Source organism: Pantoea sp. XY16 (assembly GCF_025153065.1).
GTDB lineage: Bacteria > Pseudomonadota > Gammaproteobacteria > Enterobacterales > Enterobacteriaceae > Pantoea > Pantoea alfalfae.
On record NZ_JANZNP010000001.1, the window covers coordinates 1 to 14,923 of the forward strand.

Sequence of the window (14,923 nt, forward strand, 5' to 3'; positions counted from 1 at the left end):
GAGCTAACCGGTACTAATGACCCGTGAGGCTTAACCTTACAACGCCAGAGGCGTTTTTGAGAGACACGATTTTCAGCCCTGTTCCGGATATTCTGCGCGGCCTTACGGGCGGCGCGGAGACAGAATTTGCCTGGCGGCTTTAGCGCGGTGGTCCCACCTGACCCCATGCCGAACTCAGAAGTGAAACGCCGTAGCGCCGATGGTAGTGTGGGGTCTCCCCATGCGAGAGTAGGGAACTGCCAGGCATCAAATTTGTTCCTTTTCCTCTGACAGGGAAAATAACGGGAACAGGCGGTTATCAGCCGGTTGCTGATAAGCGTGAAAGAATCGGTGGAGCGGTAGTTCAGTTGGTTAGAATACCTGCCTGTCACGCAGGGGGTCGCGGGTTCGAGCCCCGTCCGTTCCGCCACTTAATTGGAAAGCCCTGACTTAACGGTCAGGGCTTTTTCCATTGCAGCAAATTCATCGCGGAAAAAGTATCCGCGCTGATTATCTTCGATCTCCAGGATCATACTGTAGCAACAGACCCCGATAAGGCCTGCTCTTATAGATGTCACGTGCGCCACGGCTGCGCAGCTGTCCACTCACTGAGAAAATCGATAAAAGCCCGCACACGCTGGCTTACTCCGATATCGCTGTAGTAGACCGCATTGAAGGGCATCTCGACCGGCAGACGCTGATCGGCCAGCACTTCCACCAGTGATCCCTCCGCGACCTCACGATCAATCATATAGTCTGACAGGCAGGCAATCCCATTGCCGGTAAGACAGAGCTGCTTAATTGTCTCTCCGCTATTCGAAGAGATAGCCCAGTCGATGTCATAAAGTTCGCCGCTTTCACGTGCAATGGGCCAGCGATTGAGCCTCGGGGACTCTTCGAAGCCAAGACAATGATGGTTATCCAGATCGGTCACCTTTTGTGGGACACCGTGCTCATGGAGATAGGCAGGGGAGGCGACAACTTTGCGAAAACTATTGAACAGTAATCTGGCGCGTAGTGTTGAGTCCGTGAGATTGCCAGCACGAATCGCAATATCCACTTTCCGTTCAATCAGATTGATAAAACTCTCAGATGAGATTAACGAAAGCGTCACCCCGGGATAGCGCTGGCGAAAGGGCTTAACCATCGGCATCAGCAAATGCAGAATAACCGGTGTCGCGGCATCAACGCGCAGTAACCCTTTGGGCTCCTGTAAGCTTTCTATCAAATCGCTTTCTGCGGTCGTCATCTCCTGCAAAAAATGCTGAACATGGCGGAAATAGCGTTCACCTTCCTGCGTAAGTGCCAGCTGTCGCGTGGTACGGGTTAGCAGAGCAATGCCCAGCTTGTTTTCCAGTTTTTTTATGGTTCTGCTGACGGCAGAATTAGCCATCTGCAACTGCTCAGCAGCGCGGCTGAAACTTCCACTCTCGACTACACTGACAAACACTTTGAGTTCGTCAGAAGATGCCTTCATTCTTCCTCCCTGTCATGTCGCAGATATTTAGCTATTTTATGGACGATTATACTGGCATAACTCCAGTACAGGCGTCCTCAATGATGACACCGTTGATGTGGCCAGGTTCTGCCTCGTTTAGCTTAGCGAGCTTAAAGTAACGCCTTATTCTGGAAAAGCGTGATGAATTCTGACATTCACCTGCATCCATTGAAACATCGGTCTAGAATCCCTATAACAGACAGGTGTTAACTGTATTTTTGAATTATCAGCCAGGCGGGAAAGTGCGTAAAAAAACTTATGCAATGCGATATGTAGCAGGACAACCAGTGGAGCAGATTTTTCCACCTGGCGCGATGCTCCATCTCGGCCAGGCACTGCCACCCGGCGCACCGTTGCCCGCGCATCCAAACCTTAAAGTTCTGGTATGGAATATCTTCAAGCAGCAGCGTGCAGACTGGATGTCAGTGCTGGAAGGATTTGGTAAGGATGCCCATCTGGTGTTACTGCAGGAAGCGCAGACCACACCTGAACTGGTGCAGTTTGCCACCAGCAATTATCTGGCTGCCGATCAGGTGCCTGCCTTTGTGCTGCCTCAGCATCCCTCTGGCGTAATGACCCTCGCTTCTGCCCATCCGGTCTATTGTTGCCCCTTACGCGAACGTGAGCCTCTGCTGCGGCTGTCAAAATCGGCGCTGGTTACGGCTTATCCTCTGCCTGCGGGAGAAATGCTGATGGTGGTTAACATCCATGCGGTTAACTTCAGCCTGGGTGTCGACGTCTACAGTAAACAGCTGGGGCCTATCGGCGAGCAGATCATGCATCATCAGGGACCGGTCATCATGGCCGGGGATTTCAATGCCTGGAGCCGTCAGCGCATCAATGCGCTCTATCGGTTTGCACAGCGGATGAAGCTGGAAGAGGTGATGTTTACGGCCGATCATCGCCGCAAAGCGTTTGGTCGCCCGCTGGATTTCGTCTTCTATCGCGATCTCAGAGTGAGTGAGGCATCCGTACTGGTGACGCGCGCTTCCGATCATAACCCGTTACTGGTGGAGTTTAGCTCAGGAAGCTAATCCGGTGCATTGAATGTGCCTGCAGAAGAAGAAGCGGGCAGGGTAATGAGTAAATCGTGGCAGATGGATGAAAGAAAAAGGCTGACAATTGTCAGCCTTTTCAACGTATCAGGTATCAGGTGTAGCGTTATTATTCACAAACAGCGTTAAGTTATCGCCGGGCTGAATATCTTTCGCACTGTCCAGCACACTGTTCCAGCGCATCACGTCTTTGATATTGACACCGTGATGACGGGCAATACTGTCAAGAGAATCACCCTTACGAACACGATAGGTGATGCTGTTGCCGTTATCAGCCAGTCGGGTGCCGTTCGAACCGATGGTCAGCGTCTGACCCGGTCGGATATCAGCACCGCGCAGGTTGTTTTCCTGCTTCAGTGTCGAGACGCTAACGCCAAGTTTCGCGGCGATACCTGAAAGCGTATCACCCCGTCGCACTTTGTACCCGCCACTCGCGCTGGCTTTCGCAAGCTGCACAGGCTGTACCGCTGCGATGTCACCGGAGGCCAGTGAGTTACGCAATTTCGCGACGTTCGACTTTGGCACCATAATGTAGTGCGGGCCGTTTGGCGCTGTTGCACCGCCTTTGTAGCCGGTATTGAAGCTCTTCAGTTTCGTGAGCGACATACCCGCCATTTCGGCAGCCTGCGTCAGCTGTATCTGCTGACCCACTTCCACTCGTGCCAGAGCACGACTTTCATTCGGTGTCGGCAGTTTGATACCGTAACGCTTGTTATTTTTGAGCAGTTCACTCAAGGCTAACATTTTAGGCACATACACGGTGGTTTCGCGTGGCAGCGATAAATGCCAGAAGTCAGTCGGCTTACCGCGCGCCTTATTCTGCTTAATCGCTTTGAGCACCCGTCCTTCACCACTGTTGTAAGCAGCAATGGTCAGTAACCAGTCACCGTCAAACATGGTATTAAGACGCTGCATCATATCCAGCGCAACTTTCGTGGATGCGACTACATCACGTCGCCCATCGTAATACTGGTTTTGTTTCAAACCATAGTTTCGACCCGTAGCTGCAACAATCTGCCAGATACCAGCGGCATTGGCGGATGAGGTTGCGCGAGGGTCAAAAGCGCTCTCCACTATGGGTAGCAGTACCAGTTCCATCGGCATTTTACGTTTCTGTATCTGCTCGACTATCCAGTACATGTACGGCTCTGCCCGTAATGTTACATCGTGGAGATAGCTCTTATTTTTTAAAAATTTACTTTTTTGTTCGCGGATTGCCGGGTTTTCCGGAATCCCCATCTTCAACTCGTCACTAATGAAACTCCAGAGATCTGCGTCTGCTGCGAGGCCAGTTCCATCTTCCTGCCATCGCGGCGACAAAAACTCGTCTCCGTACTTTCCATTTTCACCTTGACCAGCTGAAGACAGACTCTGTGCATGCTGTTCGGGGATATTGGCATCGTTCCTGGACGCCTGACATCCTACCAGCAAGACTGAGGCGAGTAAGATCGCTTTAGCCTTCATGTGTGTGTCAATAGTTCGCTTAAAAGACGAGCAACTATACGTGACGACTTTTCACAACACAACCCGAAAAATCAAAAAGCGTCTTTCTTCTCGCGTAGAACGGCAAATGTCCGCCATACTGGTTCATCAGTAATGTTAACGTTTAATGCCCTTTGTAAATCAATATCTTGCGTACGAAGAAATAAATTTATTGACCGTTCGTGCGCCAGTTTTGTTGGCAAAGTAATGCCATTTTCGGCGCGTAAGTCCTTAATTTTCTGGTATTCGGCCGTTATTTGCGGGTCATGGGGCAGAATAGCCGCAGCAAACTTCAGATTGGATAAAGTATATTCATGCGCACAGCAGACTAAAGTCTCACCTGGTAGCTGGTTAAGCTTTTGAAAGGAATCATACATCTGCTCTGGAGTGCCTTCAAAAAGGCGTCCGCACCCGCCTGAAAAGAGAGTGTCGCCACAGAAAAGATAAGGCGAGCTGTAATATGAGATATGTCCTAAAGTGTGACCAGGAGTATGGATCACTCTGAAGGTCAGGCCCAGTACGGTGACTTTATCGCCTTCGCTGACTATCGTCCTGGCCCCTTTCGCTTCGGTTTCCCGAGGGCCGTAAACCTCAAGGTCAGGGAAGTGCTCACATAATGTTTTCACGCCGCCCGTATGGTCGTTATGGTGGTGAGTCAACAGAATGGCGACTGGCTGCCAGCCGTTTGACGCCATTTTTTCTAACACTGGCTGAGCTTCGCCGGGATCAACGATCAGGCATTTACCCTCATCATCATTCAGCGTCCAGATGTAGTTGTCCTGCAACGCAGGAATACTGGTAAGATTCATCATCACCTCTCGCAGGTCGTAGGAAAAGGAAGAGCGTAAAGCATGAAGCCCGCTAAATCACGCCAGGTTCTGAACGCACCGCTGTCCTGGCGTAACATGCCGTGGGGAGATTATTTCCGCGACGCGCTAACGCAGCAGCTTCAGCCTTATCTCGGAAAGCTTTATGGCTTTCATATGCTTAAGCTTGGCAACCTCAGCGCAGAAATCAACACCGAAAACTGTGCTATTTCACATCAGGTCAATGTGGGCAGCGAAGGCGAGCTATTACAGGTGCGGGCTGACCCGATGCAATTGCCGTTTGAGTCGAAGTCGATTGATGCCTGTCTGCTTGCCCATACGCTTGCCTGGAGTCAGGATCCTCACCGGGTGTTACGCGAAGTAGACAGGGTATTAATCGACGATGGCTGGATGATCATCAGCGGCTTCAATCCTTTCAGCCTGCTCGGCGTTAGTAAAATGGTACCGGGATTAACTCGTAAAGCCCCCTGGAGCGGGCGGATGTTCAGCCAGATGCGATTGCTCGACTGGCTGGGACTACTGAATTATGAGGTGGTCTACCGCACCCGATTTCAGGTGCTGCCATGGCATCAGCAGGGCGGGAAACTGATCAGCGCCCACTTACCGGCGCTGGGGTGTCTTAATATTGTGGTGGCGCGCAAGCGAACCTTCCCGCTGCTGCCGACCCGGGCAAAGAAGAGCCTGAGTACCAGCAAGATTCGTCAGACGGTCAATGCCACACGTCAGTTCCGGAAAGCAGAGGATCAGGACTCGGCTTTATAGCCGATATCCTCAAAAGCAGGATTTTCCGCCGCGCTGCGGGCCAGCACATCGCAGCGCTCGTTTTCCGGGTGTCCGGCATGGCCTTTAACCCACTCCCACTGAATCTTATGGGTACTGAGGGCTAAGTCGAGACGCTGCCAGAGATCGACATTCTTCACCGGCTTTTTATCGGCGGTTTTCCAGCCACGCTTTTTCCAGTTGTGGATCCAGCTGGTAATACCCTGACGTACATACTGACTGTCGGTGCTGAGCACCACATCGCACGGCTGGGTCAGCGCCTCAAGCGAGACAATCGCCGCCATCAGCTCCATCCGGTTGTTAGTGGTAAGGCGATAGCCCGCGCTGAAGGTTTTCTCATGCTGACCGTAACGTAAAATCGCCCCGTAACCGCCGGGACCGGGATTTCCAAGACAGGATCCATCGGTGAATATCTCTACCTGTTTGCGCATCTCTGGTAGACTTCCTCTTAAAAAACGCCAAGTCTGACATAAAACGGGTCTTATGAGCACTGCAAATAACCGCCAGATCGTTCTCGATACTGAAACCACCGGCATGAACATGATCGGGGTACATTATGAGGGGCACCGCATCATTGAGATTGGTGCGGTAGAGGTGATTAACCGTCGCCTGACCGGTAACAATTTCCATATGTATCTCAAGCCCGATCGGCTGGTCGATCCCGAAGCTTTTGGCGTCCACGGCATTGCCGATGAGTTTCTGGCCGACAAGCCCGCCTTCAGCGAAATCGCCGATGAGTTTCTCGACTACATTCGCGGTGCCGAATTAGTCATCCATAACGCGCCGTTTGATATCGGCTTTATGGATTACGAATTTTCAAAGCTGAATCGCGGCATTGAGAAAACCGAAACCTTCTGCAAAATTACCGACAGCCTGGCACTGGCGCGTCGAATGTTTCCCGGCAAGCGTAACAGCCTTGATGCGCTCTGCTCACGTTACGAAATAGACAACACCAAACGAACCCTGCACGGCGCACTGCTCGATGCCGAGATTCTGGCAGAAGTGTTCCTGACCATGACCGGCGGGCAGACCTCTCTCTCCTTTTTATCGGAGAGTGAAAGCGCCCGACAGGCTCAGGGAGAGAGCATCCAGCGCATCGTGCGTCCCGCTTCTGCACTGCGTGTGGTCACGGCCAGCGAAGAAGAGGTGGTTGCTCATGAATCCCGTCTGGATCTGGTGATGAAAAAAGGCGGCAGCTGTCTGTGGCGCGGCTGAATTGCGTGATTTTGTTGAGAAAATCAGCGGCAAGCTGAAAAAAACAGCAAACGATTTGTTCGGTCGGAAAAAGCATTGACGCCATAACAGGCTGCCATTACTATGCGCCTCGTTCCCGACGGGGAACAAAGCGCGGAGCGGTAGTTCAGTTGGTTAGAATACCTGCCTGTCACGCAGGGGGTCGCGGGTTCGAGCCCCGTCCGTTCCGCCAATCTCTTTAAAAAAGCCGATTCAGAAATGAATCGGCTTTTTGCTGTCTGCTATTCAGCCGCGGCTTGCTTCTTCTGCGCCATTCCCTCGCTATGCCAGCGGGTCACATCCTCCGCCTCGCGATCTTCACGGGCGATAAAGCGATAGCAGCCTGCCGCCAGACCGGCACCAATAAACCAGCTGAAGTTCGCTACCTGATGCAGGGAAGGGATAAAGCTAATCACCAGGCAAATTGCCACCGACGGCAGCAGCGCGCCAATCGCTTTAGGGTTAAAGCCACCGCGATACCAGTAACGGCCTGCAGGTGTGTCGTTAAACAGATCGTCGACCGAAATACGTCCACGTTTAATCAGATAGAAATCGGTCAGCAGAATCCCGAACAGCGGCCCGATAAACGATCCCAGCACATCCAGCGTGTAGTGAATCAGCTCAGGCGACTGGAACAGGTTCCATGGTGTTAACAGCACCGAGCCAACGGCAGCGATCATGCCACCAGTACGGAAGCTGATTTTCTGCGGTGAACAGTTGGAGAAGTCAAAAGCGGGTGAAACGAAATTCGCCACGATATTGATGCCGATAGTGGCAGTAATCATGGTCAGCAGACCGATCGCAACGGCCAGATCGTTGCCAACCATGCTCACGGTTTCGATGGGATCGGTAATCATTTTGCCAAACAGCGACTGCGTGCCTGACACAATCACCACCGTCACCACAGAGAACAGCAGGAAGTTAAACGGCAGGCCCCAGCGGTTGCCGCGGCGAATCTCTGACATGTTCTTGCCGTAGCGTGAAAAGTCACCGAAGTTCAGCAGCGGCCCGGAGAAGTAGGAGACCACCAACGCCGTGGCCGTAATCATCTGCCACGTTTGCTCGCCCGCGGTCAGCGATTTGCTTGCCAGGGTAAAGGAGATCCCGTCAAAGCCGGTCTTGTATACAATCCAGCCCGCCAGCGCGACCATCACCACATAAACCGCTGGTCCAGCGACATCGATAAACCGTTTAATGGCGTTCATGCCGTGCCAGAACACCATCGCCTGCAGTAACCACATCACCCCGAAACAGCACCAGCCCAGCAGCGACAGGCCCAGCCAGTGCGGCACGGTCATCGACGTCAGAGAAGGCACGAACTTCAGCAGCACCAGCATCAGGGCGTTCGCCGCCAGATAAGTCTGGATGCCATACCAGGCGAAGGCGATTAGCCCGCGAATGACTGCTGGAATATTGGCACCAAATACGCCAAACGCCTGACGGCAAATCACCGCATAAGGCACGCCCGCCATCTGGCTCGGTTTCGCCACCAGATTCGCACAGATCTGCACGATGCAGATCCCGGCGAGCAGGCAAAGCAACACCTGCCAGCTGGCTAGTCCCAGCGTGAAGAAACTGGCGGCCACCACATAGCCGCCCATACTGTGCACATCGGACATCCAGAAAGAGAAAATGTTGTACCACGACCAGTTCTGATCGCGTGTCGGTGCCAGGTCGTCGTTACAGAGCCGTGGGCTGTAATGGGCACTGGCTTCAGAGGCCGTGCTGGCCACCGTTGATTGATTTGGCATGAAACCTGCTCCTGTACCTGAAAGTGGAATGAATAATCTGGTAGGACGGTATTGCAGGATTCAGGCCAGATCTCTTTTCTTGTATACAATATTTAATTTTCACGTATACGATATGTAGCACACAGCGAGTGACCGGAGCAGGTAATGACGAGTAAAACAGGCCAGCGAGACGCCACCAGGCTGCAGGATAAGGATGAAGGGATCTATCAGGCGTTAATGAACGCCATTGTTGAACATCAGCTACCGCCGGGCAGCAAATTGCCGGAAGAGGCCCTTTCCGGGGTCTTTGGTGTAAGCCGCACCGGCATCCGTAAAGTGCTGCAACGCCTCGCGGCGGTGCAGATGGTGACGCTGACGCCCAAACGTGGTGCGCAGGTGGCGACACCCGGAGTTGAAGAGGCGCGGGACATCTTCTCAACCCGCAGTTTAATGGAGTGCGCTAATCTGCCCGCGGTACTGGCGCATCTGCAGCCTCCCCATCTGGTGGCGCTGGAGCAGCTCATCGAGCAGGAGAACCAGGCGCTTGCCGATCAGGATGGTCCGGCAGCGATCCGGCTCTCTGCGGCATTTCATATCCAGCTGCAGGCGATCTCCGGCAATCAGGTGCTTACCGGCATGGTGACCAGCCTGACGCAGCGCTCCTCGCTGGTGATCGCCGCCTATGGCGCGCCCTGGCAGCGCGGCTGCCGCTGTGACGATCACGACAATCTGCTGAAGTTACTGCGCGCGCGCGCGCAGGAACCGCTGACGCAGGCGCTACAACATCACTTTGAGCATATCGTCTCCAGCCTGCACTTTGAGCGCAGCGGGGAAACCCTGCCCGATTTCTCCCGACTGTTTGCCGCAAACTCTGGAGCTGCCTCATGAGTCTGATTCAGGTGATTAACCCCAACACCAGCCTGGCGATGACCGAAACCATCGGCCAGGCCGCCCGTGCCGTCGCCGCGCCGGGTACCGAAATTCTGGCGGTTTCGCCGTCGCAGGGTGTGCCCTCCATTGAAGGCCACTTCGATGAGGCGATCGCCGCCATCGGTGTGCTGGAGCAGATCAGGCTCGGCAGGGAACAGGGCGTCAGCGGTCACGTCATCGCCTGCTTTGGCGATCCGGGTTTACTGGCAGCACGTGAGCTGGCCAGCGGACCGGTGATTGGCATTGCGGAAGCGGCGATGCACACCGCCACGCTGCTGGCGACGCGTTTCTCTATTGTCACCACGCTGCCGCGCACCCTGGTGATTGCGCGTCATCTGCTGCAGCAGTATGGCTTTACCCATCACTGTGCCGCGCTGCATGCCATCGATCTGCCAGTACTGGCACTGGAGGATGGCAGCGGCCTGGCGCAGGAAAAAGTGCGGCAGCGCTGCATTCAGGCGAAGCGGGAAGATGGCAGCGGGGCGATTGTGCTGGGCTGTGGCGGAATGGCGACGCTGGCTGCTTCGCTGACCCAGGAACTGGGCCTGCCAGTGATCGATGGTGTCAGTGCAGCAGTAAAAATGGTCGAATCGCTGGTGGCGCTTGGCTTTGGCACCAGCAAACATGGCGATCTGGCCTGGCCTTTGCAGAAACCTCTCTCAGGTGCGTTTCAGCATCTAAACTAACGGAACTTTCCCGAATCCCGAAAGGAAGCCAGTGATGACTGACGCTGCAGAGAAGAAAGAGTACAGCTTTAACAAAAACTATCCGCGCGATTTAATCGGTTATGGCGCTAATCCGCCACACGCCGCCTGGCCCAACAACAGCCGTGTGGCGGTGCAGTTTGTTCTGAACTACGAAGAAGGCGCTGAAAACAGCGTGCTGCATGGCGATGCCGGCTCGGAGCAGTTTCTCTCCGATATCATCGGTGCAGCGAGCTATACCGATCGGCACATGTCGATGGAGTCGCTGTATGAGTACGGCTCCCGCGCCGGATTCTGGCGCATCCACAATGAATTTCAGAAACGCGGTCTGCCATTAACCGTGTTTGGCGTGGCGATGGCGCTGGCACGTCATCCGGAAGTCGTTGAGGCGATTAAACAGGCGGATTACGATGTGGTCAGCCACGGCTGGCGCTGGATCCACTATCAGGGTATGGATGCAAAAACTGAACGTCAGCATATGCAGCAGGCGGTCGATGTGCTGGTGGATCTGTTTGGTAAAGCGCCGACCGGCTGGTACACCGGCCGCGACAGCCCGAACACCCGTCGGCTGGTGGTGGAGCAGGGCGGTTTCAGCTACGACAGCGACTACTACGGCGACGATCTGCCGTTCTGGACCCAGGTCACCTGTCAGGATGGCACGGTGAAACCGCACCTGATTATCCCCTATACCCTGGAGTGCAACGACATGCGCTTTGCCTCGCCGCAGGGGTTTAACACCGCCGAACAGTTCTTTACCTATCTGCGTGATACGTTCGATGTGCTGTATGAAGAGGGTGAAACCGCGCCGAAGATGATGTCGATCGGCATGCATTGTCGCCTGCTGGGCCGTCCTGGCAAATTCCGCGCGCTGCAGAACTTCCTTGATCACATCCAGCAGCATGACGATGTCTGGATCTGTACCCGCCAGCAGATCGCCGACCACTGGATCACCACGCACCCGGCACCGTAAGCCGGTTCCGGCGCTTGCCCCTGTTGAGCGGGCGAAGCGCCGGACAGTGTCAGCTCATCAGACTGACCTGCGCCGCCACGATGCACCAGCCGTGGGGCATTCGCACCCAGGTCTGCTGCTGACGGCCAATTTTATCGCTACCGGTGCGGGTAAATTCAGTGCTGCAGACCGCATAATTCTCACCAAAAGTGGTAATCACGGTGTTGCGCAGCGTCCGGTTCAGCCCGGCTGACGGACGCGCGGCACGGAAGGCCCGAATCTCATCAATGCCATACAGGTTCTCACCCGCGCCAAGGCGCACGGTTCGCGGGTCGTGCCAGAACAGGGCATCCAGTTCGGCCACATCATTGCTGACCAGCGCCTGCTCGTAGCGATAAAACTGCGCCGTCACCTCGGTAAGCACCTGCGGTAAATTAATCTCTCTGTTCATCAGGCTCCTGCCATATTGATTTGCGGCATCGTGATGCCGCGTTGTTCCAGTGTCCAGGCGGCACGTAACACCGCCTCTTCGTTAAACGGACGGGCGATAAGCTGTAATCCAATCGGCAGACCACTTCGGGTCGCCAGCGGCACGGTACAGACCGGTAATCCCAGGAAGGAGATCGGCTGCGTCAGCATCCCCATGCTCGCCTTAGCAGGCAGCGATTCGCCCTGAATCGTCAGGGTCTGCTGACCGATAGTGATCGCGCTGCAGGGCGTCGCCGGCGCGATCAGCACATCGAAGCGATCAAACAGCGGTAACACCTGCTGCTGGAAATGACGACGGAAGCGCTGCGCCTGCACGTACCAGGCACCTGGCATCATGGCACCCGCCAGCAGACGCTCACGGGAGTTTGGTTCAAACTGCTCCGGTATCTGACGCAGGGCAGGGAGATAGTGATTGCCACCTTCTGCGGCGGTCATGATAAACGCCGCCGAGCGGGCCACCTCTGCGTCCGGCATCAGCACCTCTTCCTGGGCTTCAAGCGCTGCCGCAACCACCGCGACGGCAGCGCGGGCATCCTCATCGCACCAGCGGGCAAAAAAGCCACCCAGCACGCCGCAGCGTAATCCTTCGCTGCCCAGTGACAGCCCCGGCAGCGTCGCGGCCACCGGACGATCGGCCTGAAACGTATCGGTGTGGTCTGCGCCCTGTAACAGATCATATACCAGCGCCAGGTCTTCAACCCGCCGCGTCAGCGGCCCGATGTGATCGAGGCTGGCAACAAACGGATGACTGCCGCTGCGAGATAACCGGCCAAAGGTCGGCTTAAGACCAAAAATACCGCACAGCGACGCGGGCACCCGAATCGAACCGTTGGTGTCGGTGCCGAGCGAAAAGTGGACCAGCCCGGCGGCTACCGCGGCGGCCGAACCGCCTGACGAACCGCCCGCCACGCGGCTGAGATCGCGCGGATTGTGGGTCGCACCATAATGGCTGTTTTCGGTGGTAAAACCATACGCGTAGGCATCCATGTTCAGCATGCCCGACAGCAGCGCGCCAGCATGCCGCAGTTTTCCGACGGCAAACGCATCGGCCTGTGCCGCAGGGCGATCGCGGAACAGGCTGGCACCGGCCAGCGTGCTGTGACCCGCCACATCAAACAGGTTTTTCACCGCATACGGGATGCCCGCCAGCGGGGGCAGCTTGTCGCCACGCTGCCGCTGCGCATCAATGGCGCTGGCCTCTTTTAACATGCGCGGCCCGGTGACCTCCGTCCAGGCATTCAGCGCCGGATTATGCTGCTCAACTGCCTGCAGCGTGCGCTTTGCCACTTCCAGTGCGCTGATCTCACCCTGCTGGATAGCCTGTTGCAGCGTCTGAATTGAAACGTCACCTAATCTCATGCCTGGTATACTCCTGCCACTTCCAGTCGTTCATCCAGCGGAAACGCCATCAGCGGCGCAGCCATCACCGCGATACGCGACAGCTGGATCAGCAGTTCAGCGCGACGCGCGTCATCCAGTTCCAGTTGCAGGATCTGCTCCATATGGCCGATGTAGCTGGCCCACTCGTGTTGATTCATGATTCGCTCCTGTTAAAAACCGGCGGCGCTGCCGTTACTGCGCGGATCGCTTGCGCCCTCGAACATGCCGTTGCTGTGGCGCACAATCGCGCCCGCATGGCCCACGGATTCGCTGAAATCCGGCAGCATTTCCACCTCATGGCCCCACAGACGCAGCATCAATACCGTTTCATCGTCAAAGCGGCCTTCCAGTTTCAGCGAGTCTGACGATTGCCCCCAGGTACGGCCCAGCAGCCAGCGCGGCGCACTGACCGCCTGTTGCAGCGGCAGGCCCTGAATCACATGGCGGGTGAAAATCGCCGCCTGGGTCTGCGGCTGTCCATCGCCGCCCATCGCGCCATACACCATTGTCCGGCCATCTTTCAGCCGTGCGGCGGCGGGATTCAGGGTATGAAACGGCTGCTTGCCGGGCGCAAGGGCCAGCAGATGCTCAGGGTCGAGGCTGAACGCCGCGCCCCGGTTCTGCCAGGTAACGCCCGTGCCGGGCAGCACCACACCACTGCCAAACTCGTGATAGATGCTCTGAATAAAAGAGACAGCCAGACCGCTGCTGTCCATTACGCCCATCCAGACCGTATCGCCCGGTCCGCGTCCGCTGCCCCAGGCGGCGGCCTCGCCATCGGCGATCTGGCTGGCGAGCGTGGCGAGGTGATCGCTTTCCAGCAGCGCCTGCAAATCTTCGGTGACGTGACGCGGATCGGTGATGTGTTTGTCGCGCAGGGCAAAGGCTTTTTTGGTGGCTTCAACGATGCGGTGCACCGTCTGTGCGTCGTCAGCCTCGGCCATCTCCAGGCGATCGGTGATGCCGAGGATCGCCAGCGACACGACGCCCTGGGTCGGCGGAGCGATATTCCAGATGTCGCCTTCGCTGTGGGCGAGATGCAGCGGAGTCGTGCGACGGGCGCGATGCTGCTGCAGATCGGACAGCGTCACCGGCATGCCCAGCGTCGCCATGTCGTCGGCCATATGGTGAGCCAGCGGACCGCGATAAAAGCTGTCGAGTCCCTCTTCGGTGAGCTGGCTCAGGGTATTCGCCAGCGCGGGCTGGGTAAAACGGCTGCCCGGCTGCGGCACATCGCCGTCGGGCATAAAATGGGCACTAAAGCCGGGCTGATGCTGCAACTCACTGCGGAAGTTCGTGGTCGCGGCGGTCTGTGAGGCGCTCACCGGAATGCCGTCGGCGGCGTAGCGAATCGCATCCCGCAGCAGACGGGCCAGCGGCAGTGGCGGGGTGCCCATCTCCGCAGAGAGCGTCAGGGCCTCCTGCCAGCCGCTGACCGTACCGGCCACCGTCAGCGCCGCTTTCGGCCCACGATGGGGGATCTTCGGGTGATCGGCGTAAAAATCGCGGTGAGCCAGCGAACCGGCGGCACCGCTGGCGTCGATAGCGACAGGGCCGCCGCCGGGCGGCAGAATCAGCCAGAAGCCATCGCCGCCCAGTCCGTTCATGTGCGGATAGACCACAGCGATAGTCGCGGCAGCGGCTACCATCGCTTCAATGGCATTACCGCCATCACGCAGCACCGCGAGCGCACTTTCACTCGCCAGATGGTGTGGCGTTACCGCCATCCCCTGCGGGGCCATATTGCTTTGAATCATCTTTTTCTCGTTCTTTGGGTGACAGAACCCATAACAAAGCAAGAGCTGTTCCAGTTTTCATGCTCCGCTGACGATGCACCGGTTAACCTGGCGTAAATTGTGCTAGCTTCTGCTGAAACAAAAGTTACAG

The 14,923-nt window shown here is 56.1% G+C and carries 15 protein-coding genes, 2 tRNA genes and 1 rRNA gene; 9 read left to right on the forward strand and 9 right to left on the reverse strand.

Going from position 1 to position 14,923, the window contains the following annotated elements; genetic code table 11:
* Positions 1–129 precede the first annotated feature (129 nt).
* Positions 130–245 (forward strand): 5S ribosomal RNA (gene rrf / locus N1689_RS00005).
* Positions 246–332: 87 nt separating this feature from the next.
* Positions 333–409, forward strand: a tRNA-Asp gene (locus tag N1689_RS00010).
* Positions 410–553: 144 nt separating this feature from the next.
* On the opposite strand, the gene yafC is transcribed toward N1689_RS00010, so the two are convergent.
* Positions 554–1,456, reverse strand: a complete 903-nt coding sequence (yafC, locus tag N1689_RS00015; protein WP_161734554.1) for a DNA-binding transcriptional regulator YafC — start codon at positions 1,454–1,456, stop codon at positions 554–556.
* 263 nt (positions 1,457–1,719) lie between these two features.
* On the opposite strand from yafC, the gene N1689_RS00020 reads away from it, so the two are divergent.
* Positions 1,720–2,511 carry an endonuclease/exonuclease/phosphatase family protein gene (locus N1689_RS00020; RefSeq protein WP_161734552.1) on the forward strand — a complete coding sequence of 264 codons (792 nt, stop codon included), beginning with the start codon at positions 1,720–1,722 and terminating at the stop codon, positions 2,509–2,511.
* A 108-nt stretch (positions 2,512–2,619) separates the two neighbouring features.
* Here N1689_RS00020 and mltD read toward each other — a convergent pair whose 3' ends face one another.
* The gene (mltD, locus tag N1689_RS00025; protein ID WP_013356866.1) at positions 2,620–3,996 is read right to left on the reverse strand and encodes a murein transglycosylase D; all 1,377 of its coding nucleotides are present in this window, start codon (positions 3,994–3,996) and stop codon (positions 2,620–2,622) included.
* Positions 3,997–4,067: 71 nt separating this feature from the next.
* Entirely contained in the window at positions 4,068–4,823 is a 756-nt protein-coding gene (gene gloB / locus N1689_RS00030; RefSeq protein ID WP_161734558.1) for a hydroxyacylglutathione hydrolase, read from the reverse strand.
* A 42-nt stretch (positions 4,824–4,865) separates the two neighbouring features.
* Here gloB and N1689_RS00035 point away from each other — a divergent pair, with 42 nt between their 5' ends.
* Positions 4,866–5,603, forward strand: coding sequence for a class I SAM-dependent methyltransferase (locus N1689_RS00035; RefSeq protein ID WP_150012952.1), 738 nt, complete (start codon positions 4,866–4,868; stop codon positions 5,601–5,603).
* On the opposite strand, the gene rnhA is transcribed toward N1689_RS00035, so the two are convergent.
* Entirely contained in the window at positions 5,585–6,151 is a 567-nt protein-coding gene (gene rnhA, locus N1689_RS00040; protein WP_161734560.1) for a ribonuclease HI, read from the reverse strand. The genes N1689_RS00035 and rnhA overlap by 19 nt on opposite strands.
* On the opposite strand from rnhA, the gene dnaQ reads away from it, so the two are divergent.
* Together dnaQ and N1689_RS00050 are read left to right on the forward strand one after the other, a co-directional pair.
* Entirely contained in the window at positions 6,105–6,836 is a 732-nt protein-coding gene (gene dnaQ / locus N1689_RS00045) for a DNA polymerase III subunit epsilon (RefSeq protein ID WP_013356870.1), read from the forward strand. The two genes, rnhA and dnaQ, sit on opposite strands and share 47 nt — an antisense overlap.
* A 134-nt stretch (positions 6,837–6,970) precedes the next feature.
* Positions 6,971–7,047, forward strand: a tRNA-Asp gene (locus N1689_RS00050).
* Positions 7,048–7,096: 49 nt separating this feature from the next.
* Here N1689_RS00050 and N1689_RS00055 read toward each other — a convergent pair.
* Positions 7,097–8,605, reverse strand: coding sequence for an NCS1 family nucleobase:cation symporter-1 (locus N1689_RS00055; RefSeq protein WP_161734550.1), 1,509 nt, complete (start codon positions 8,603–8,605; stop codon positions 7,097–7,099).
* A 144-nt stretch (positions 8,606–8,749) separates the two neighbouring features.
* On the opposite strand from N1689_RS00055, the gene N1689_RS00060 reads away from it, so the two are divergent.
* Genes N1689_RS00060 through puuE form a run of 3 tightly spaced genes read left to right on the forward strand, consistent with a single transcriptional unit; the run spans position 8,750 to position 11,188 of the window.
* Positions 8,750–9,472, forward strand: a complete 723-nt coding sequence (locus tag N1689_RS00060) for a GntR family transcriptional regulator (RefSeq protein WP_222924499.1) — start codon at positions 8,750–8,752, stop codon at positions 9,470–9,472.
* A complete protein-coding gene (hpxA, locus tag N1689_RS00065; RefSeq protein ID WP_161734546.1) occupies positions 9,469–10,200 on the forward strand; it encodes an allantoin racemase in 732 nt (243 codons plus the stop codon). Before N1689_RS00060 ends, hpxA begins: the two co-directional genes overlap by 4 nt.
* 34 nt (positions 10,201–10,234) lie before the next feature.
* Positions 10,235–11,188: an allantoinase PuuE gene (puuE, locus tag N1689_RS00070; protein WP_161734544.1), complete on the forward strand. Its 954-nt coding sequence runs from the start codon at positions 10,235–10,237 to the stop codon at positions 11,186–11,188.
* A gap of 49 nt (positions 11,189–11,237) precedes the next feature.
* Here puuE and hpxZ read toward each other — a convergent pair whose 3' ends face one another.
* Genes hpxZ through N1689_RS00090 form a run of 4 tightly spaced genes read right to left on the reverse strand, consistent with a single transcriptional unit; the run spans position 11,238 to position 14,793 of the window.
* On the reverse strand, positions 11,238–11,618 hold the full coding sequence (hpxZ, locus tag N1689_RS00075) for an oxalurate catabolism protein HpxZ (protein ID WP_161734541.1): 381 nt from the start codon (positions 11,616–11,618) through the stop codon (positions 11,238–11,240).
* Entirely contained in the window at positions 11,618–13,015 is a 1,398-nt protein-coding gene (locus N1689_RS00080) for an AtzE family amidohydrolase (protein ID WP_260057561.1), read from the reverse strand. Before N1689_RS00080 ends, hpxZ begins: the two co-directional genes overlap by 1 nt.
* Positions 13,012–13,194 (reverse strand): oxalurate catabolism protein HpxX, encoded by a 183-nt coding sequence (gene hpxX / locus N1689_RS00085; RefSeq protein ID WP_161734537.1) that lies wholly within the window; start codon positions 13,192–13,194, stop codon positions 13,012–13,014. Before hpxX ends, N1689_RS00080 begins: the two co-directional genes overlap by 4 nt.
* 12 nt (positions 13,195–13,206) lie before the next feature.
* The gene (locus N1689_RS00090; protein WP_260057562.1) at positions 13,207–14,793 is read right to left on the reverse strand and encodes a gamma-glutamyltransferase family protein; all 1,587 of its coding nucleotides are present in this window, start codon (positions 14,791–14,793) and stop codon (positions 13,207–13,209) included.
* Positions 14,794–14,923 lie beyond the last annotated feature (130 nt).

Excerpts from the sequence above, each read along its gene's own strand:
- yafC (WP_161734554.1), bottom strand. The coding sequence starts at position 1,456 with ATGAAGGCATCTTCTGACGAACTCAAAGTGTTTGTCAGTGTAGTCGAG.
- mltD (WP_013356866.1), bottom strand. The coding sequence starts at position 3,996 with ATGAAGGCTAAAGCGATCTTACTCGCCTCAGTCTTGCTGGTAGGATGT.
- gloB (WP_161734558.1), bottom strand. The coding sequence starts at position 4,823 with ATGAATCTTACCAGTATTCCTGCGTTGCAGGACAACTACATCTGGACG.
- N1689_RS00035 (WP_150012952.1), top strand. The coding sequence starts at position 4,866 with ATGAAGCCCGCTAAATCACGCCAGGTTCTGAACGCACCGCTGTCCTGG.
- dnaQ (WP_013356870.1), top strand. The coding sequence starts at position 6,105 with ATGAGCACTGCAAATAACCGCCAGATCGTTCTCGATACTGAAACCACC.
- N1689_RS00055 (WP_161734550.1), bottom strand. The coding sequence starts at position 8,605 with ATGCCAAATCAATCAACGGTGGCCAGCACGGCCTCTGAAGCCAGTGCC.
- N1689_RS00060 (WP_222924499.1), top strand. The coding sequence starts at position 8,750 with ATGACGAGTAAAACAGGCCAGCGAGACGCCACCAGGCTGCAGGATAAG.
- hpxA (WP_161734546.1), top strand. The coding sequence starts at position 9,469 with ATGAGTCTGATTCAGGTGATTAACCCCAACACCAGCCTGGCGATGACC.
- puuE (WP_161734544.1), top strand. The coding sequence starts at position 10,235 with ATGACTGACGCTGCAGAGAAGAAAGAGTACAGCTTTAACAAAAACTAT.
- hpxZ (WP_161734541.1), bottom strand. The coding sequence starts at position 11,618 with ATGAACAGAGAGATTAATTTACCGCAGGTGCTTACCGAGGTGACGGCG.
- N1689_RS00080 (WP_260057561.1), bottom strand. The coding sequence starts at position 13,015 with ATGAGATTAGGTGACGTTTCAATTCAGACGCTGCAACAGGCTATCCAG.
- hpxX (WP_161734537.1), bottom strand. The coding sequence starts at position 13,194 with ATGAATCAACACGAGTGGGCCAGCTACATCGGCCATATGGAGCAGATC.
- N1689_RS00090 (WP_260057562.1), bottom strand. The coding sequence starts at position 14,793 with ATGATTCAAAGCAATATGGCCCCGCAGGGGATGGCGGTAACGCCACAC.